Below are 18904 nucleotides of genomic sequence, written 5' to 3'. Positions count from 1 at the left end.
GGGCCACCGAAAGCAAGAGCAGTGCTCTCTTTTGTGAGTTGCTATAGTTTGCTCATGGCACAAACCCCACGCGAGCGCGCCCGAGAACAGACGATGACCCACATCATCGAGCTGGGGCGGCAACAACTAGCTAGTGGTGGTGTAGAGGCGCTAAACCTACGGGCCATAGCCCGTGAGCTAGGAATCGTTCCTTCTGGTATTTACCGCTACGTACCGGATAGGGCAAGCCTCATAACCCTCCTCATCGTTGATGCTTTTGACTCCCTAGATGGGGCTGTGGCGCGGCACGATGATCCGAGTGTGCAACCGCGTGAGCGATTCATTGGTCTCGTAGGTGCGATGAGGCAGTGGGCCCTTGAATTTTCGCAACGTTGGGGCCTGATTTATGGCACCCCGATTGTGGGCTATCAAGCGCCAGCCGCCGAGACGATAGCAGCGGGCACCAAAGTGAGCCGTCGCCTCGCCGCCTTGCTTGAGCAGTCCACGGTAGTGCCGCTGAGGCAGCGATCGCCTCAGCTGGATGCCGATATGGAGGCAGCCGCGAAAGACACGGGCTCCGATCTCAGCGCGGACGCCATGGAAATGGCGCTGGAGGCCTGGGTGAGGATCATCGGGCTGATTAACGCCGAGGTTTTCGGCTACCTAGGGCGCGATACGCTGAGCGAGTTCGCCGAGTTCCATGCCCGATCGGTGGCGCGGCTCGCCGATGGGTTGGGGCTCTAAAAGCCGCCATTCTCCTCGGCAAAGGCCGCGGCGTGTTCTAGAATCTCGTCTTTCAGCTCGGGGCGGCAGATGAGTAGATCGGGGATGAAGGTGTCCTCGTTATTGAAGGTGATGGGGCTGCCATCGAGGCGGGAGCAGTGCAGGCCGGCTGCCATGGCAACGCCTACCGGGGCCGCCTGATCCCATTCGTATTGGCCACCGGCGTGAATATAACCGTCATAATCACCAAGCAGCACGTGCATGGCCTTAGCGCCGGCGGAGCCGACGCCCTCGGTTTCATAGCCCATCTTTTCTGCGATATAGCCGGCCACCTTGGGCGGGCGATTGCGGGAGATGACGAACTTTTGAGATAGCGGACCGGCGACGGCGCGCACATCGGAGGACTTGAAGGTGACGCCGTAATCCGGCAGGCCCACCGCGGCGTGGACAGGAGTGCCGTCCTCAATGAGCGCGATGTGCACCGCCCAGTCCTGGCGGCCGGTGGCAAATTCCTTGGTGCCGTCAAGCGGGTCCACGATCCAGACACGCTTCTTTTTTAACCGGGCAAGGTCATCGGAGGCCTCTTCAGAAAGCACGCCATCGCCGGGCCGGTGCTGTTCTAATACGCGGGTGATCCATTCTTGGGCGGCGTCATCGCCGGCATCGCCAAGCGAAAGGCCCCGCAGCAGGCCACCATTGCGCACACCTTTTAAAATCTCGCCGCAGCCTTGGGCGAGCGAATTGGTCAGGCGGGAATCAGAAATCTCGACGGTCATGGTGCCCACATTACAACGGGGACTAGAGTGTGGTCATGCCAGAAAACATCCTCGAGCGCTTTCGCCCCCAAGTGGCGCAGTGGTTCCAGGACGTTTTTGCCGCTCCCACCGCGGTACAAGCCCAGGCATGGGACAAGATTTCCCGCGGGGATCACGCCCTGATGGTTGCCCCCACCGGCTCCGGTAAGACGCTCGCTGCGTTTTTATGGGCGCTAAATAACCTGGTGGAGCGTGAAGGCCAATTGGCCCTGCCGGTAGGCAATGCTGCTGGCTCCGCAACGGGCGTGCGGGTGCTGTATATCTCGCCACTCAAAGCGCTGGGCGTGGATGTGGAAAATAACCTGCGGGCGCCGCTAACCGGCATTGCGCGAACCGCGGAAAAGCTGGGACTGGCGGTGCCGAATATTTCCGTGGGCGTGCGCTCGGGCGATACGCCCTCGGCAGAGCGCTCCCGGCAGGTGCGCAAGCCGCCGGATATCCTCATTACCACCCCGGAATCGGCGTATTTGATGCTGACCTCGAAGGCGGCGGGGATCTTGAAAACCGTCGATACCGTCATCATCGATGAAATCCACGCGCTGGCCGGCACCAAGCGCGGTGCCCACCTCGCCCTGACGCTGGAGCGCCTGCAAGAGATTGCGGGCGATGTTCAGCGCATTGGGCTTTCCGCCACGGTGCGCCCGCTTTCGGACGTCTCGGATTTCTTAGGTGGCAATCGCCCGGTAGAAATCGTGGCGCCGGAGGCCCACAAGAAGTGGGACCTGGACGTGCGCGTGCCGGTAGAGGATATGTCGGATCTTCCCACGCCGGAGGCGGGCTCGACCATTGGGGAGCTCACCGTCGATGATGCCATCGGCATTACCGGCGGGCCGGAAGGCAGCGGGGACGGCATGGAGGAATTCGGCGGGGAAGAAGACACCGCGCTGCCCACCGCGAATTCCATCTGGCCGTTTATTACCCAGGACCTTTATGCAGACATCATGGCGCATCGCTCCACGCTAGTCATTGTGAACTCGCGGCGCAGCGCCGAGCGCCTGACCAGCCGGCTTAACGAGCTATACGCGCAGGAATATGACCCGGATTCGCTCTCGCCGGAAACCCGGCGCGATCCCGCCCAGCTGATGGCGCACTCGCACGTTGCGGGCAAGGCGCCGGCGGTCATCGCGCGGGCGCACCACGGCTCGGTATCCAAGGACGAGCGCGCCATGACGGAAACGATGCTAAAGGAAGGCACGCTGAAAGCCGTGGTGGCCACGAGCTCGCTGGAGCTGGGCATTGACATGGGCGCGGTGGATTTGGTGGTGCAGGTGGAATCACCGCCCTCGGTGGCCTCGGGCCTGCAGCGCGTGGGCCGCGCCGGGCACCATGTGGGTGCGGTATCGCACGGCGCGTTTTATCCCAAGCACCGCGCGGACCTGGTGCAATCCACGCTGACGGTTGCGCGCATGCGCGGCGGAATGATTGAAAAGATGCATACCCCGCGCAACCCGCTAGACGTGCTCGCGCAGCAGACCGTGGCGGCGGTCGCTGCAGCGGGCGAGGAAGGCTTAAGCGCGGATGACTGGTATGACACCGTCAAGCGCAGCCATCCTTACCGCGAGCTGGCCCGCGAGGTCTATGATTCCGTGATTGATCTGGTCAGCGGCGTTTACCCATCCACGGATTTTGCGGAGCTAAAACCCCGCGTGGTCTATGACCGGGTATCCGGTGTGATGACCCCGCGCCCAGGGGCGCAGCGAGTAGCCGTGACTAGCGGCGGCACCATCCCGGATAGGGGAATGTTTGGCGTCTTCCTCTATAGCGGTGGGGAGTCTGGGAAGGCCCCGCGCCGGGTGGGCGAGCTTGATGAAGAAATGGTTTATGAATCCCGCGTGGGCGATGTCTTTACCTTGGGCGCGACCAGCTGGCGCATCGAGGAGATCACCCGCGATCAGGTCCTAGTCACGCCCGCGCCGGGGCATACGGGCCGGCTGCCATTTTGGAATGGCGATGGCGCCGGGCGCCCCTATGAGCTGGGCCAGGCCTTGGGCGAGTACCGCCGCGAGGTGAATACGGACCCGAGCATTATCGCGGATGCTGATGAGAATGCCCGCAGCAATATCTTGTCCTACCTGCGTGAACAGCAGGAGGCCACCGGCATTATTCCGGATGAAAAGACGCTCGTGCTCGAGCGCTTCAAGGATGAGTTGGGGGACTGGCGCGTGGTACTGCACACCCCCTTTGGCCGGCCGGTCAACTCCGCCTGGGCCTTGGCGGTAGGCGCGCGGGTGGGGGAGCGCACCGGCATGGACCCGCAGGCGGTGGCCGGCGATGATGGCATCGTGCTGCGCCTGCCCGAGGGCGAGGCCGATCCCGATGGCACGATTTTTGCCTTCGACGCCGACGACATTGCCGATGTCGTGGCCGAGCAGGTGGGCAATTCCGCGCTTTTTGCCTCCCGCTTCCGCGAGTGCGCGGCCCGCGCGCTGCTTTTGCCCCGCCGTAATCCCGGCAAGCGCGCCCCGCTGTGGCAGCAGCGCCAGCGCGCCGAGCAGCTTTTGGATGTTGCCCGCAAGTACCCGTCCTTTCCCATCATTTTGGAAACGGTGCGCGAGTGCGTGCAGGACGTCTACGATGTGCCGGCGCTGCAGGAGGTCATGCGCGATCTGGCGCATCGCCGCGTGCGCATTGCGGAGGTCACCACGGATCAGCCTTCGCCCTTTGCCTCCTCGCTGCTTTTTAATTACACCGGCGCCTTCATGTACGAGGGCGATTCCCCGCTGGCGGAAAAGCGGGCGGCGGCACTCGCACTTGACCCGGCGCTTTTGGCCAAGCTGCTCGGCACGGTGGAGCTGCGCGAGCTCTTGGATCCCGCGATCATCGATGAGGTCCATGCCCAGCTGCAGCGCACCGCACCCTCGCGCCGGGCGCGCACCACCGAAGAGGTCGCGGATCTACTCCGCGTGCTTGGCCCCATCCCGGTCGAGGAGTTGGGCGAGCATACGGATGTTCCCTTAGCCGCCCTGGATAGCCTGGGCACGCGGATTATGCGGGTTCGCATCGGCGGGCGCGAGCACCTTGCCCAGTCCCAGGATGCGGCGCTGCTTCGCGATGCCCTCGGTGTTCCCATCCCTCCCGGCATCCCCGCCCAGGTCGCCACGCTTGCCGATGCCCTCCCACAGCTCATCAGCCGCTGGGCACGCACCCGCGGCCCGTTCGTGCTCGCGGACTTAACCGCTGCCTTCGGAATTTCCGTCTCCGCTGCACACACCACCCTGACAGGCCTGGATTCGATCGTGGAGGGCCATTACCGGCAGGGAATAGAGGAGCAGGAGTACTGCGCCGCCGAGGTGCTAAAGACCATTCGCTCGCGCTCGCTTGCTGCCGCGCGCGCGGATACCGAGCCGGTCTCCGGTGCCGCCTTCGCCCGCTTTCTTCCGGAATGGCACGGCATCGCGCCTGCCGGGAAGCAGCCGGCACTCCGCGGTGCCGATGGCGTATTTTCAGCTATCGAGCAGCTCGCCGGGGTGCGCCTGCCGGCTTCTGCCTGGGAATCCATCATTTTGCCCGCCCGCGTGGGGGATTATTCGCCCCGCATGCTAGATGAGCTAACCGCCAATGGCGAGGTGATGATCGTCGGCGCCGGAAAGGCCGGGGCAGCCGGCCCGTGGGTGATGCTGCTGCCTACCGATTACGCCGCCCAGCTCGCCCCCGAAACCGATCCGGAGGGCGTAAGCATGCTGCAGCGCGCCATTTTAGGCGTGCTCGAGCGCGGCGGCGGCTTCCTCTTTTCCGATATCGCCACCGAGGTCCCCGGTACCGCCGAGGAGACTCGTGAGGCCCTCTGGGGGCTGGTGGAAATGGGCCTGGCCAGCCCGGATTCCTTCGCACCCATCCGCACGCGCTTATCGGCAGGCGGGCGAGGGGCCTCCCGCGCCGGCCGCGGTTCTACCGCCCACCGCTCCAAGCGGCGCCCCACGCGCTCGCGGCTGCGCATGGGTCGCACCTCGTTTGCCCAGACCCAAAATGCCAACGGAAGCGCCGGCCAGACCCCACCTGATATGCTCGGCCGCTGGTCGTTGGCGGTGCCCGCCGCCCAAGATGCCACCTCGCGGTCCGTGGCGCACGGCGAGGCCTGGCTGGATCGCTACGGCGTGGTCACCCGCGGCTCCGTGGTGGCCGAGGACGTCCTCGGCGGCTTCGCGCTGGCCTATAAGGTCCTGTCCGGCTTCGAGGAATCCGGCAAGGCCATGCGCGGCTATGTCATCGAAGATCTCGGCGCGGCGCAATTTTCCACCCCGGCCATTATCGATCGCCTCCGCGGCCTGGCGGATTCCCCCGACGTCACCGGCTGGCCGTCCGGCACCACCGATCCAGAGACTTTCGTGCTCGCCGCCGTGGACCCCGCCAACCCCTACGGCGCGGCGTTGCCTTGGCCGCAGCGCGATGGAGCCGATGGCAAGGCTACCGGCGGGCCGGCCCGCTCCGCCGGGGCACTGGTCGTGTTGTGTGATGGCCTCCCCATTGCCCACCTCACCCGCGGCGGAAAGACCTTGACCACGTTCATCGACGCCCTTCCCGACGGGATAGAGACCACCGACGTCTACGCCCGCCTCCTATCCGCGCTCACAGAACTCATCGCCGCCGGGCACATGTCGCCGCTGGTGATCGAGAAGTGCAATGGCAACCCCATCCATCACACCCCGGCGGCTAGCATCCTGCGCTCGCTGGGGGCCGGAATCACGCCGAAGGGCGTGCGCATTGCCGGGCAGGCTGCGCCGCCGCGCGTTCCGCGCCGCGGGGCGCGGGACGGCTCACCGGACGACTCGCGGGGTGGACCGCGCGATGGCTCGAGCGGTGGCCTGCGCGGTGGCAGGCGCGCCTCCGAGGCCATCGAGGAGCTAAGCTTCGACGATCCACCTCCGCCGCCTCGCAATTCTGGTGGCTTCCGCCCGCGCGGCGGATACCGTCGCTAGCGCCACCTGCCTGCAGGTGTATTTTGGTGGGGCCACAGTGTCTGAGGCCCACGGAAGGAGGCCAGCCCCCATGCCCGAAGGCGATTCCGTCCTACAACTTTCGCGCCGGCTGCAGTTTATGGCCGGGCGCGAGGTCACCGGCTGTTCCGTGCGCGTACCGCAGCACGCCACCGTTAACCTCACCGGCACCATCTGTGAGCGCGTGTGGCCGTATGGCAAACACCTCTTCATGCAATTCGACCAGACCATCGTGCACACCCACCTAAAGATGGAGGGCGCCTGGGCCATCCACTACGCTGGCGACCGCTGGCGCAAGCCCGGACATAGCGCGCGCATCGTACTGCAACTGGCCCATTCACCGCGCGATATTGAACTCGTAGGCCACTGGTTGGGCTTTGTCGATATCTTCGACGCGGATCAATACTTTAGCCGCATCGCGCACCTTGGCCCGGATATCTTGGACCCCGACTGGGACCGCGAGGAGGCGGTGCGCCGTCTGCGCGCGCGACCCGAGCGCAGCATCGGCACGGCGTTATTGGACCAGAAGGTCGTGGCAGGCATTGGTAATGAATACCGCGCCGAAATCTGCTTCCTCGCCGGCGTTCACCCGGCCGCCCCGGTGGCAGAAGTGGATGTGGAACAGGTATTGGACATCGGCAAGCGCATCATGTGGGCCAACCGGAACTCGCCCATCCGCGTGACCACCGGCGTGCGCCGGGCCGGGGAGACCACCTATGTCTTTGGGCGCAACCGCAAGCGTTGTCGGCGCTGCGGCACCATCATCCAGAAGGATTCCCTGGGCGGCGTTGACCGCGGTGGGGACGAGGGTGAATTAGAGCGCATCATCTGGTTCTGCCCGCACTGCCAGCCGCTCTAAGGTTCCTTTACGCTTTTCGCGCTAAGCTGGCGGGCATGCGATCACTACTAAATCTTGTATTTAATATCATCTGGTTACTCTCCGGCGGCATCGTTCTTGCGCTGGGTTACTTCCTCTTCGGCATCATCGCCTGCATCTTCATCGTGACGATTCCGGCGGGCGTGGCCTCGTTCCGCATGGGTCAGTTCGCCCTGTGGCCGTTCGGCCGCTCCGTGGTTGAGCCCCGCAAGGGCACCGGCGGAATGTCTTCCATCTCCAATGTCATCTGGTTCGTCATCGCTGGTCTGTGGCTATCCATCGGCCACGTCGTGACCGCCGTCATCCAGGCGATTACCATCATCGGTATCCCCGTTGCCTGGGCCAACCTCAAGATGATTCCAGTGACCTGCTTCCCCTTCGGCCGCAAGGTTGTTAGCTCGAAGAACATCCCGGCCGGCTGGCAGCCCATGGTGAAGCTGTAAATTCACCTCGCCTGAAAGCGCCCGGCCCGAAGCGAAATGTTGCTTCGCGGCTGGGCGCTTTAGTGATCTGTGGTGCTTAGGCACGAAAATGTCCACAACAACCGCGTTTGTCTGAATTTGAGGGCAGATTTTTCAAGAACGCGGTTGTTTTGGACACTTTTACGTGCCCGGGGCGCCTGGGCACGGGCACGGCGCGGGCCGGAACTAACGGTTGGCGCGGTACCAGCCGATGAGCTTATCGGTGGACTGGTCGCCGGAATCTACCTCTTGGCTGCCGGAGACGGCAGGGGCCAGGACATTGGCCTGCTGCTTGCCCAGCTCCACGCCCCATTGGTCGAAGGAGTTGATATCCCAGATGATGCCCTGGGTAAAGACGATGTGCTCGTAGAGCGCAATGAGCGCGCCCAGGGTGGAGGGGGTAAGCTCCTCGGCCATAATCGTGGTGGTGGGCCGGTTGCCCGGCATCACCTTGTGCGGTACGAGGTCTTCGTCAACTCCCTCGGCGGCGATTTCTTCAGCCGTCTTGCCAAAGGCCAGCACCTTGGTTTGGGCGAAGAAATTGCCCATGAGCAAGTCATGCATCGAGCCGGTGCCGTCCGCGGTGGGGAAATCCTCCTTGGGGCGGGCAAAGCCGATGAAGTCCGCCGGGATGAGGCGGGTGCCCTGGTGCATGAGTTGGTAAAAGGCGTGCTGGCCGTTGGTACCCGGCTCGCCCCAGTAAATTTCGCCGGTGTTTCCAGTGGTGACCGCGGTGCCATCGCGGCGCACGGACTTGCCGTTAGATTCCATGGTCAGCTGTTGCAGGTAGGCCGGGAAGCGGCCGAGGTCCTGCGCGTACGGCAGGACGGCGTGGGTTTGGGCGCCAAAGAAATTGGTGTACCAGATGCCCAGCAGGCCCATAAGAACGGGCACATTGCGCTCTAGCGGGGTGGTGCGGAAGTGCTCATCCATGGCGTGGAAACCTTCCAACAAGCGCATGAAGTCCATCGGGCCAATGGTGCACATCAAGGACAGGCCGATGGCGGAATCGAGGGAGTAGCGACCGCCCACCCAATCCCAGAACGGGAACATGTTGTCCGTATCGATGCCGAATTTCTCCACCTGCTCCGCATTGGTGGATACGGCCACGAAGTGCTTGGCTACGGCGGATTCATCGCCATCGAATTGATCGATGAGCCAGCGGCGGGCCGCGTGCGCATTAGTCAGGGTTTCTTGCGTAGTAAAGGACTTGGAGGAAACGATAAAGAGGGTGGAGCCGGCATCGAGCCCGTCCAAGGTGGCGGCCATATTGGCAGGGTCCACGTTGGAGACGAACTCCGCGGAAATGCCGGCCACCTCATAGGAGCGCAGGGCTTCTGCGGCCATGGCCGGGCCGAGGTCAGAACCGCCGATGCCGATATTGACCACCTTTTTGATGGTGTGGCCGGTATGCCCCAACCAAGATCCGGAGCGCAGGGCGGTGGCGAAATCACGCATGCGTCCTAGGACTTCGTGGACATCAGCGGCGACATCTTGGCCATCGACGTGCAAGTCATCTTCTACCGGCAGGCGCAGGGCGGTGTGCAGCACGGCGCGATCCTCGGTGTTATTGAGATGCTCGCCTGCAAACATGGCATCGCGGCGGCCTTGCACATCGGCGGCGCGGGCTACCTCGACCAAGTGCTGGAGGACGTCTTCATCGATGAGGTTTTTGGATAAATCCACGTGCAGGCCGGCGGCGTCGAAGGTGTAGTTCTCGGCGCGGTTCGCGTCTGTGGTGAAGAGATCGCGCAGGCGCATGTCCTGCTTTTCTTCATATACCTTGACCAGGTCTTTCCACTGGGGCGATGCGGTGATATCCATGGCAATTGGCCTTTCTGGCGACGAGCGCATTGGCAATGTGTACCCCTCCCACCGTAGTCGAGAATGAGTACCAACGGCACCGCGAAAAGTGTGGCGTTTAGAGGATGAGGGCGCCCGCCCAGCCGGCGATAAGGAGAGGGATATTGAAGTGGATAAAGGTGGGGATGACGGAGTCACGGATGTGATCGTGTTGGCCATCGGCGCCGAGGCCGGCGGTGGGGCCGAGGGTGGAATCGGAGGCGGGGGAGCCGGCATCGCCAAGCGCGCCTGCAGTACCGATGAGCGCTACCGTGGCCGCGGGGCTAAAGCCGAGCGAGGCACACAGGGGAACGTAGATAACGGAGATGATGGGCAAGGTGGAAAAGGACGAGCCAATGCCCATGGTGACCACCAGGCCGACTAAAAGCATGGCGCCTGCGGAGAGAAACTTATTGGTGCCAAAGAGGTTGGCGGTGGCATCGACAAGCGGGCCGACTTCCTCCGTCGCCGTCATGACGGAGGCAAAGCCCTGCGCGGTGATCATGATAAAGCCGATAAGCGCCATCATTTTCATGCCGTTGGTAAAAACGTCATCGGCGTGCTTCCAATCCACCGCGCCGGAAATGAGCAAGATACCCAGGCCGGTCAGGGCGCCGACGAGCAGGCCATCGGATTCGAAATCGAGCGTCTGCATGATGATTTGGACGGCGAAGGTGGCAATAATCGCCAGGATGGAGACCCAGATTTTATACATCGAGGGTGTTTCCTGGTGCTCTTTAGCGGCAATAGGCCGGTCCTCGTACTTGCGCGGGGCGCGGTAGCTGATAAAGATGGCGATGAGCAGGCCGGTGAGCATGCCCAGGGCGGGGATAGCCATGACCTGCATAATATTGATATTGGAGGTATCCAGACCCGCCTCTTCAATATTGAAGAGCAAAATATCGTTCAAATAGATGGACCCGAAGCCCACCGGAATGAACATGTAGGTGGTGATAAGGCCGAAGGTCAGGCACGTGGTGATAAGGCGTCGATCCAGCTTGAGCTTATTCATCACCGCCAATAGTGGTGGGACGAGCAGCGGGATGAAGGCAATGTGAACGGGGATGAGGTTCTGGCTCATCACGGCCATGGCGATAAGGCCAATAACGAGCATCCACTTGGTGGTGGCCGCGGCCTTTGGATCTAATTCGCCGGTGCCGCCGAGCTTGGCGATGAGAAAGTTGGCCAGGATCTGCGGTAGCCCGGCGGAGGCAACGCCCATCGCGAAGGCGCCCAAGAGGGCATAACTTAAGGCTATCTTGGCGCCGCCGCCGAGCCCGTCCTGGAAGGCAACCATGGTGGCATCGAGGCCCATGCCGGATAGGAGGCCGCCGACGATTGCACCGATGAAAAGCGCCACCACCACGTGCACGCGCAGGAGGGCAAGCGCGAGCATGACGATGACGGCGATGAGTACTGCGTTCATGCCCCGAAAGCGTACTGCATAGTATGGGTGAGCTCGTAATTAATCCGAGGGGTTGAGTGGTGGATTTAGCCTAGGCGTCCGCGTCCCATGCGCAGCAAAGCAGAGGCGATGGTGGGGCCTTCCTCACCAAGCTCCGAGCGAAATTCATTGAGAATGGCGATCTCGCGGGTGTGCACCAAGCGCGTGCCGCCGGAGCTCATGCGGGTACGGCCCACCGCGCGGGAAACCTCTGTGCGGCGCTTGACCGCATCCAAGATGATCTGATCCAGGCGGTTGATTTCCTCGCGATACTGCTGGATTTCCGCATCAGATAGGGGATCATCCGTGCCAGTGGGCGTGCGGATATCCAAGCCATTGTCAACGATGGATTCATTATCTTCAGCGGTCATGGTCTCTTATTGTGCCACTTCGCCGTGTCAAGGTGCCACTCGGTTAGGTATTTAGAAAACGCTGTGTACGCCGCAAATACGGGCCATGTCCGGTGGGGCTAGTAGGTTGGTAGGCATTATGACGAATAACTCTCCATTTAGCCCTTCTTCCACCCCGCGCGAACCCGCATCTGGCACTACCTCCCGTGGCGGCTTTGCCGCTAGCCAGAATCCCTTTGGTAGCAGGCCCAGGCCCGCGGAATCCGATCCTTTAACCCAAGGTTTGAACCCGCAGCAATTAGAGGCGGTTACCCACACCGGCAGGCCCTTGCTGATCGTCGCCGGTGCGGGCTCCGGCAAGACGGCGGTGCTGACCCGCCGCATCGCGTACCTCATGCGCCATCGCGGGGTAAACCCGTGGGAAATCCTCGCCATTACCTTTACCAATAAGGCCGCCGCTGAAATGAAAGAGCGCGTGGGCTCTCTGGTGGGACCGGTGGCCGAGCGCATGTGGGTATCTACCTTCCACTCCATCTGCGTGCGCATTTTGCGCCAGAACGCGCAACTCGTACCGGGGCTAAATACCAACTTCACCATTTATGATGGCGATGATGCCCGCCGGCTTCTCTCCATGATTGCCAAGGATATGCAGCTGGATCTGAAGAAGTACACCCCGCGCGTGCTGGCGAACCAGATTTCCAACCACAAAAATGAGCTCGTGGGCCCGGCTGAAGCGGCAGAAAAGGCGCAGCAGACAAAGAACCCGTTTGAAACAACCGTGGCGGATGTCTACGCCGAGTACCAGCGCCGCCTGCGCGCGGCCAATGCGGTGGACTTCGATGACCTTATCGGGGAAGTAGTGCGCATTTTCACCGAGCACCGCCAGGTGGTGGAGTTTTACCGCCGCCGGTTTAAGCACGTGCTTATTGATGAGTACCAGGACACCAACCACGCCCAGTACGCACTGGTAGCAGCGTTGGTGGGCAAGGGCGAGCTGGGCCCCGATGCCCCAGAGCTGTGCGTGGTGGGTGATTCCGATCAGTCCATTTACGCCTTCCGCGGCGCCACTATCCGCAATATCGAGGAATTCGAGCGCGATTACCCGCAGGCACACACCATCTTATTGGAGCAGAACTATCGCTCCACGCAGACCATTTTGAACGCGGCCAATGCCGTGATTGCGAAAAATGAGAACCGCAGGGAGAAAAACCTGTGGACCGCGCATGGTGATGGCGAATCCATCGTGGGGTATGTGGCGGATAATGAGCACGATGAAGCCCGCTTTATCGCCGCGGAGATTGATGCGCTGGCGGATAAGGGCCACAGCTACTCCGATATCGCCGTGATGTACCGGACTAATAATGCCTCCCGCGCGCTGGAGGATATCTTCATTCGTTCCGGCATCCCCTATAAGGTCGTTGGCGGAACACGCTTTTATGAGCGCCGCGAAATCCGCGATATGGTGGCCTACCTGCGCATTATGGATAACCCGGACGATACGGTGAGCCTGCGCCGCATCATCAACGTTCCCAAGCGCGCTATTGGTGATAAAGCCCAGGGCCAGATTGCCCTGCACGCGGAGAACCAGGGGATAAGCTTTGGCAAGGCGCTTGCCGATGTCCCCCGGGGCGACGTCCCCGGCCTCGGCACCCGCGCCGTTAATGCGGTTACCAAATTCAATGACATGATGGATGGCATCCGCGCACAAATCCCAGGCATGCGCGATGAGGTGACCGGCCAGCCCGATTTGGGCGAATTGCTCACCGCCATCCTGGATGCCACCGGCTACAAGGCGGAGCTAGAAAACTCCAATGATCCGCAGGACGGTGCGCGCCTTGATAACCTCAATGAGCTGGTGTCCGTAGCCCGCGAATTTACCTCGGAGGCTGCCAACCAGTTGGCCGCTGCTGGTGCGGATGCCGTCGATCCCAATGAGCTAATAGAAGAAGGCGAAGCCGCGCCGGGCTCGTTGCAAGCCTTTTTGGAGAAGGTCTCGCTGGTCGCGGATGCGGATCAGATTCCGGATTCTGAGACAGGGGTAGTAACGATGATGACCCTGCACACGGCGAAGGGCTTGGAGTTTCCCGTCGTCTTTGTCGCCGGCTGGGAGGACGGCCAATTCCCGCACATGCGCTCGCTGGGTAACCCGAAGGAATTAAGCGAAGAGCGCCGCCTGGCCTATGTGGGCATTACTCGCGCCCGCGAAAAGTTGTACCTCACGCGCGCCATCTTGCGCTCTGCGTGGGGCAATCCGGTAACCAATCCCGCCAGTCGCTTCCTCGCCGAGATCCCAGAGGATCTCATCGACTGGCGGCGAGAGGATTCCGATAGTGATCTCACCGGTTCCTGGGGAGCCGATGACTATCAATATGGCCGGAGCTATCGCCGCGGTTCTAGCGGCGGCTATTCCGGCGGTGGGGGTGCTGGGTTTGGCCAGTGCGCTACGTCTTCCCCTTCGCAACGCACTCACCAGCCTGCAGCTAATTCCATGCCGAAGAATAAGAACCTCAACCTTGCGGTAGGAGACCGCGTCAATCACGCGAAGTACGGGCTTGGAACCGTGATTGAAACGGCCGGTTCCGGCGCCCGCGCCACGGTGACCGTGGACTTTGGTTCCTCCGGCAAGGTGCGGCTCATGCTCATCGGCGGTGTGCCGATGGAAAAGCTCTAGACCGAAATCCCGCGCTCGTCGAACCAGCCCACTGGGTCAACGGCTGCGCCGCCGCCTGGGTGGATTTCGAAGTGCAGGTGCGGGCCGGTGGAGCGGCCCTCATTGCCGATGTCCGCGATGTGGTCGCCGGCAGAAACGTGGTCTCCCACATTGACGCGCAGCGAGTTGGCGGGCATGTGGCCGTAGACAGAGATGCTGCCATCGACGTGCTGGATGCGAATCCAGTTGCCAAAGCCTTGTGCTGGACCGGAGTTAATGACTGTGCCGTCCATGACGGAGTAGATCGGGGTTCCGACTGGGTTAGCGACGTCGATGCCATTGTGCATCGCGCCCCAGCGCATACCGAATCCCGAGGTCAAGGTGCCGGAGGTAGGAAAGACCACCGTATTGCCAGCGGCGTCCTTGCCACGCTCGGGGGTCAGCCCGGAGCGGTCTCCCTCGGGAGCGAAGGCTTCCCGCAGGCCCGGAACGGAGGAGGGGTCCAAGACGATGTTGACTCCGCCGGATTCATTCTGGCTAAATTCCGGGACCGCATCGCCGTTGAGTACACCAACGGCGGTATTTGCGAGGCCGACGGCGGCGTCGATCACGCCTGCGTTATCAACGTTGGTGGCTTCCGGCTCAGAGGAGCCATTCGAAACGTCCACGCTAGCCACTGGATCAGCAGCAAAAGCGGAGGTGCCGGTAGCAAAAACGGTGCCAAGCGTGATGATGCTTAGCGCTACATTCCTGCGTGCGCGGTTCATGCGCTTCATAAGTTTAAGTCCTTTTCATGGCTGTGCATGGTCTCGAGGCGCGCAAACCTTGAAGGTTTCGCGTCTTTCAACTGCCCTGTGCGACACGCCGGGGGAATGGAAATACCCCATTTGGCGTTCGCTTGTGGCAACGAGTTAAAAGTTAGCCTGCCCATGGGTACCGCGCAATCTGGAAAAATGCTGGTAGAAACCACGATTATTCGAAAAGTTTCGAACATGCCAGCTTGTTGCGCGTGTTACGGAAGTGGCCAAAGTTGCAGGTTTGAAGTACTGGTTTAAGCTCTGGGGGTAGCTATCGGGGGTGGCGGGATTGGCTTGTCGGCGTCGGGGAGGAAAACTGCCATTTACCTGCGACAAGGCTGGATGCTGGACTTAACTGGCAGCCGGTGCGGTCCATTTTGCGGACTAGTTTTGCGGCTCGCCCGTGGCGAGTATGACCACCGATGATTTATGGCTCCGGTATATGCGGGCTCGCAAGGCGTCCTATGGTTCTACGGGCGAATGGGGGGCCTAGTCCCAGCAGGCGTCCGTGGGCGGGGTCTCGGGTCCCCAAGGGCTCAGGCGAGCTCTGAAGAGGCTGTGTGCCATCTCTGGTAAGCCTTGGGCTAGTCTCTCGGTCCTGTGGGTGAATTAGAGCCTTCATTATCGCGGAGATCGGCCCGGGCGAGGCAAGAAGGGGATTGAAACTAGCTCGATGGCTTCTTGTACGTCAGGTAAATCCTGACGAATTCCCCGTAGCCTTCCAAGTGTGATGGCGTGGCTGCTATTTACGGCCGGCAAGATTGTTATCGCGTCCTTGTGAGTGGCATGGAGCCGATCGTGGCGTTAACGACTGTGGCGGCGCGCCATGGGCCTTGTAGTGAGTGTTGGAAGCCAGGGAAGTTGTGTGGGGAGTGGGCATGGCAAAGCGCCGCAGAGAATATCTGCGGCGCTTTAACAAGAAGGGAAGAAAGCTCTTAGAGCTGGATGCCTCGCTCGGCCAGCCATGCCTGTGGGTCAACGGCGTCACCGGAGTTCGGGTGAACCTCGAAGTGGAGGTGAGAACCGGTGGAGAAGCCCATGGAGCCCATACCGGCGATCTTCTGGCCGGCACGCACGTGCTCGCCCACGGCAACGTCGAGGGTCTGCATGTGGCCATAGACGGTCATGGTGCCGTCATCGTGGAGGATGCGGATCCACTGGCCGTAGCCGGAGGCAGGGCCGGAATCGATAACGGTGCCGTCCATGATGGAGAAGATGGGGGTTCCAATGGCGTTGGCGATGTCAACGCCGGCGTGGAACGAACCCCAGCGCGGCCCGAAGCCGGAGGTGAAGGCGCCTTCAGCGGGGCGGGCAATGGAGGGGGCGCGAGCGGCAAGGTCCTCGGCGGCGCGGTCAGCGGAAGCCTGGATGGACTTGCTGAGCTGGTCCACCAAGTTGGTGACCGGCTTTGCCTCAGCAACGTTGAGGATCTGCGGTGCAGCATCGGAGGAGCCTGCTGGGGCGTTGTTAACCTCGGAAGTATCAGCGGCAAGCTTGTAGTCAACAGACTGCGTCTTGGTGGTGGTAGTTGCAGTGTTGTCGGACTCAACGTTAGCGGCAGCTGCGCCGCCTACGCCGGCGGTGGATACGGCACCGGCTGCAACGGTCATGACAGCGATACGACCCTTGGTGGTCTGCGAGGTGACAATCTTGCGATGGCGGCCGGCGCCACGCTGAACTTTGCTTCGCATTAAATCTTCTTTCGTATCTTTCACAATCTTCAAAAAGAGCGTTACATCGTCTCTGGGGTAGTTACGAGATTGTGACCTTCTTGTTACCAACGAGATGTAACAGTAGCGTCTCAAAAAGATAACAGCAAGCCAAAAGTTAATTTTTTCTCGGGCCGATCTGGAATAAGCCTACATGCAGGCAACTTCTGGAGAATTTTACGCATAGTGCGATATAGATCTCTTAAAGCCAAGCCCCCGCGGTAGCCCCGAGTCTGTAATAGTGCACCTTAGGTGCCGGTTGTGGAAGCGCCCCCGCATGAAATTACTGTGACCAGTGGGGGATAAGGGGGAAAACTTCATTCCTTATATATATGTATACAGTAGTTACTGAAGAAGTCCACGGTGATTTTGGAGGTGCCTCGTCGCGCCACCCCGCTACCGCGCGGAAAAGGTGGCAAAGTGGACGCCGATGAACAAAAACACCAGCCCCCAATCTCGGTCAACGCCCCGCCCGCGTAGCCAGGCGCGGGGCCGGACAGTGCAGACAGAGCGCGCCCCTCGTGCACCCCACGCCACCGCGACGCAGAAGCCACATAATTCTGCAGAACGCGTCGCCCGCAAAGCCGGGTCGAAGGCGAAGGCCCGTCGCACGCCGGCTCCGCTGACGAAGGCCGGGCGCATTCGCCAATTATTCATGTCGGCGGCGCTGCCGAATATTATTGTCGTCCTTATTATTGTGGCGCTCGCTTTCGGTGCGCTCTTGCTTTTCGGCTCACCGCTCGCGTGGTTGCCCACCATTGTGGCGGAAGCCTGGATGGTCTTTAACCTCGCGCCGGTATCCGCGGCCGGGGTGGACCTGTCGTTCCTCCCAGCCTTGCCCGCCCTCATCCTCGCCACGGTGGTGGCGGTGCGCGTGCGCGCCGCGGTGAAACACAAAGTCAGCGTGAAGGACCTGGCGATACTTGTCGCTTGCGTGGTGGGCGTTCCCGTGGTGTTGACCTGCATTGCTTGGGTGATGTTGTGGGATGCCGGCAAGGTCTTCGATGTGTCCCCGCCCAACCTTGCTGCCGCGCTGGCCCGGGTTATCGTCGTGCACTTGGCCGCGATGGCGGCTGGCATGGGCGCCCGCCTGTGGCGTGCCTTGGCCAAGCGTTATGGCGCCCCGCCGCTGCTTGTCGATGCCGCCCTTATCGCCCTGCGCTACCTTGCCTACCTCGCCATTGGCGCGGCGGTAGTCTTCGTGCTCGTTTTCATAGTCAACTTCTCGCGCCAAGGGGAGATGATGGATGAATATCCGTCCATCTCTGGGCTGGGCATTTTCACTCTTATTTTGTTGAGCCTGCTGTATATCCCCAATGCCATCGTCAGTACCGGGGCAGTGCTGGTGGGCTCGGAGTTTTCGGCAGGGGAGGCACAGGTAAGCCTCTTTAGTACACACCTTGTTCCGCTGCCGCCGCTACCGATTACTGGTGGCATCCCGGCTTCCTCGCCGGGGTGGGCGGTTGTGTTTATGGTGGTTCCCCTCATCGCCGCGACGCTGTCCTTGTATAAGAAGCGCCCATCCTTCCAGAAGGCGCTCGCAGCCACGGTGGCAACCGCGGTCATCATGTTCTTCGCGTGCTACCTCGTCAGCGGCACGCTGGGTTACTACGGCCACACTGGCCCGCACCTGTGGACCGCTGCCGGCCTCGCCGCGCTGTGGATCGCCCTTGTGGGCTTGGCCGTCGCGGCAGCCTTTGCGCTCATGAACTGGCGCGACGCCCGCGCGGCCGAGGCGGAGGCAGAGTCCGCGGAGGCGGAGGGCGCCGAAGAGGATGCAGACGGTACCGAAGAGTCGGCAGAAGATTCCGCTGCAGAGGACACCGGTGACGCAGAGCAGTCTGATGCGGACACGGCCGACGCAGAAAATGCTGAGGACGTCGATGCCGACGATGCGGACACCGGTTCTAGCGAGAGCGAATCCGACGAGGGTGAATCGGAATCTGGTGACGGTGACGCAGCTGAGTCCGCTGCGGAAGAAACAGAGGATGCGGCCGACAAAGATGACGCTGCCGCAGAATCCACGGACAACGCAGGCACCGCCGAGGACGAAGTTAATGACGACGAGGTCATCGAAGGGGAGGTCGTTGAAGACGGCGCCGACACGGAGGACGCCGCGGGCGATGGTGGGAAAGAGGGGGCATCGGAAAGCAGCGAGCACGATGCGACTGAAGACCCCGAGATCCTGGAAGGCGAGATCGTGGAAGAGGACACAGACGAGCACGGCGCTGGTGCGGTAGAAGGCGGCGAAGCACCCCAATCGGAAGCGGCAGATTCTACTGAAAGCGGGAAGAGGGACTAGGCTATAGCGCGTGACTTCACC

12 protein-coding genes are annotated in these 18904 nt (G+C 61.7%); 6 read left to right on the top strand and 6 right to left on the bottom strand.

Features of this window, described 5'->3' with window-relative positions; all coding sequences use genetic code 11:
• Positions 1 to 54: 54 nt before the first annotated feature.
• Positions 55 to 723 (top strand): TetR/AcrR family transcriptional regulator, encoded by a 669-nt coding sequence (locus ABRP88_RS05155; protein ID WP_349836483.1) that lies wholly within the window; start codon positions 55 to 57, stop codon positions 721 to 723.
• On the opposite strand, the gene ABRP88_RS05150 is transcribed toward ABRP88_RS05155, so the two are convergent.
• Positions 720 to 1478, bottom strand: a complete 759-nt coding sequence (locus tag ABRP88_RS05150) for a 3'(2'),5'-bisphosphate nucleotidase CysQ (RefSeq protein WP_284853802.1) — start codon at positions 1476 to 1478, stop codon at positions 720 to 722. The two genes, ABRP88_RS05155 and ABRP88_RS05150, sit on opposite strands and share 4 nt — an antisense overlap.
• A 35-nt stretch (positions 1479 to 1513) precedes the next feature.
• On the opposite strand from ABRP88_RS05150, the gene ABRP88_RS05145 reads away from it, so the two are divergent.
• From ABRP88_RS05145 to ABRP88_RS05135, 3 genes are all read left to right on the top strand, one after another.
• Positions 1514 to 6433, top strand: coding sequence for an Lhr family ATP-dependent helicase (locus ABRP88_RS05145; protein ID WP_349836481.1), 4920 nt, complete (start codon positions 1514 to 1516; stop codon positions 6431 to 6433).
• A gap of 70 nt (positions 6434 to 6503) precedes the next feature.
• Entirely contained in the window at positions 6504 to 7310 is an 807-nt protein-coding gene (locus ABRP88_RS05140) for a DNA-formamidopyrimidine glycosylase family protein (RefSeq protein ID WP_284770598.1), read from the top strand.
• 35 nt (positions 7311 to 7345) lie between these two features.
• The gene (locus tag ABRP88_RS05135; protein ID WP_284770599.1) at positions 7346 to 7771 is read left to right on the top strand and encodes a YccF domain-containing protein; all 426 of its coding nucleotides are present in this window, start codon (positions 7346 to 7348) and stop codon (positions 7769 to 7771) included.
• A gap of 204 nt (positions 7772 to 7975) precedes the next feature.
• Here the strand turns inward: ABRP88_RS05135 and pgi are convergent, their stop codons facing one another.
• The 3 genes from pgi to ABRP88_RS05120 form a co-directional block, all read right to left on the bottom strand.
• On the bottom strand, positions 7976 to 9613 hold the full coding sequence (gene pgi, locus ABRP88_RS05130) for a glucose-6-phosphate isomerase (RefSeq protein ID WP_349836479.1): 1638 nt from the start codon (positions 9611 to 9613) through the stop codon (positions 7976 to 7978).
• 97 nt (positions 9614 to 9710) lie between these two features.
• Positions 9711 to 11057 carry a Na+/H+ antiporter family protein gene (locus ABRP88_RS05125; RefSeq protein ID WP_349836477.1) on the bottom strand — a complete coding sequence of 449 codons (1347 nt, stop codon included), beginning with the start codon at positions 11055 to 11057 and terminating at the stop codon, positions 9711 to 9713.
• Between the two features lie 65 nt (positions 11058 to 11122).
• Positions 11123 to 11446, bottom strand: coding sequence for a chorismate mutase (locus ABRP88_RS05120; RefSeq protein WP_284853806.1), 324 nt, complete (start codon positions 11444 to 11446; stop codon positions 11123 to 11125).
• A gap of 118 nt (positions 11447 to 11564) precedes the next feature.
• Between ABRP88_RS05120 and pcrA the strand changes: the two genes are divergently transcribed.
• Positions 11565 to 14096, top strand: a complete 2532-nt coding sequence (gene pcrA, locus ABRP88_RS05115) for a DNA helicase PcrA (protein ID WP_349836475.1) — start codon at positions 11565 to 11567, stop codon at positions 14094 to 14096.
• On the opposite strand, the gene ABRP88_RS05110 is transcribed toward pcrA, so the two are convergent.
• Positions 14093 to 14851, bottom strand: a complete 759-nt coding sequence (locus ABRP88_RS05110; RefSeq protein ID WP_284770603.1) for a M23 family metallopeptidase — start codon at positions 14849 to 14851, stop codon at positions 14093 to 14095. The two genes, pcrA and ABRP88_RS05110, sit on opposite strands and share 4 nt — an antisense overlap.
• 956 nt (positions 14852 to 15807) lie before the next feature.
• A complete protein-coding gene (locus ABRP88_RS05105; protein ID WP_284770605.1) occupies positions 15808 to 16563 on the bottom strand; it encodes a M23 family metallopeptidase in 756 nt (251 codons plus the stop codon).
• Positions 16564 to 17080: 517 nt separating this feature from the next.
• On the opposite strand from ABRP88_RS05105, the gene ABRP88_RS05100 reads away from it, so the two are divergent.
• Positions 17081 to 18883: a cell division protein PerM gene (locus tag ABRP88_RS05100; protein ID WP_349836474.1), complete on the top strand. Its 1803-nt coding sequence runs from the start codon at positions 17081 to 17083 to the stop codon at positions 18881 to 18883.
• Positions 18884 to 18904: the final 21 nt, after the last annotated feature.

Source organism: Corynebacterium sp. KPL2734 (assembly GCF_040225595.1).
GTDB lineage: Bacteria > Actinomycetota > Actinomycetes > Mycobacteriales > Mycobacteriaceae > Corynebacterium > Corynebacterium rhinophilum.
This window is presented reverse-complemented; position numbering and strand designations above follow the sequence as displayed.

Excerpts from the sequence above, each read along its gene's own strand:
- ABRP88_RS05155 (WP_349836483.1), top strand. The coding sequence starts at position 55 with ATGGCACAAACCCCACGCGAGCGCGCCCGAGAACAGACGATGACCCAC.
- ABRP88_RS05150 (WP_284853802.1), bottom strand. The coding sequence starts at position 1,478 with ATGACCGTCGAGATTTCTGATTCCCGCCTGACCAATTCGCTCGCCCAA.
- ABRP88_RS05145 (WP_349836481.1), top strand. The coding sequence starts at position 1,514 with ATGCCAGAAAACATCCTCGAGCGCTTTCGCCCCCAAGTGGCGCAGTGG.
- ABRP88_RS05140 (WP_284770598.1), top strand. The coding sequence starts at position 6,504 with ATGCCCGAAGGCGATTCCGTCCTACAACTTTCGCGCCGGCTGCAGTTT.
- ABRP88_RS05135 (WP_284770599.1), top strand. The coding sequence starts at position 7,346 with ATGCGATCACTACTAAATCTTGTATTTAATATCATCTGGTTACTCTCC.
- pgi (WP_349836479.1), bottom strand. The coding sequence starts at position 9,613 with ATGGATATCACCGCATCGCCCCAGTGGAAAGACCTGGTCAAGGTATAT.
- ABRP88_RS05125 (WP_349836477.1), bottom strand. The coding sequence starts at position 11,057 with ATGAACGCAGTACTCATCGCCGTCATCGTCATGCTCGCGCTTGCCCTC.
- ABRP88_RS05120 (WP_284853806.1), bottom strand. The coding sequence starts at position 11,446 with ATGACCGCTGAAGATAATGAATCCATCGTTGACAATGGCTTGGATATC.
- pcrA (WP_349836475.1), top strand. The coding sequence starts at position 11,565 with ATGACGAATAACTCTCCATTTAGCCCTTCTTCCACCCCGCGCGAACCC.
- ABRP88_RS05110 (WP_284770603.1), bottom strand. The coding sequence starts at position 14,851 with ATGAAGCGCATGAACCGCGCACGCAGGAATGTAGCGCTAAGCATCATC.
- ABRP88_RS05105 (WP_284770605.1), bottom strand. The coding sequence starts at position 16,563 with ATGCGAAGCAAAGTTCAGCGTGGCGCCGGCCGCCATCGCAAGATTGTC.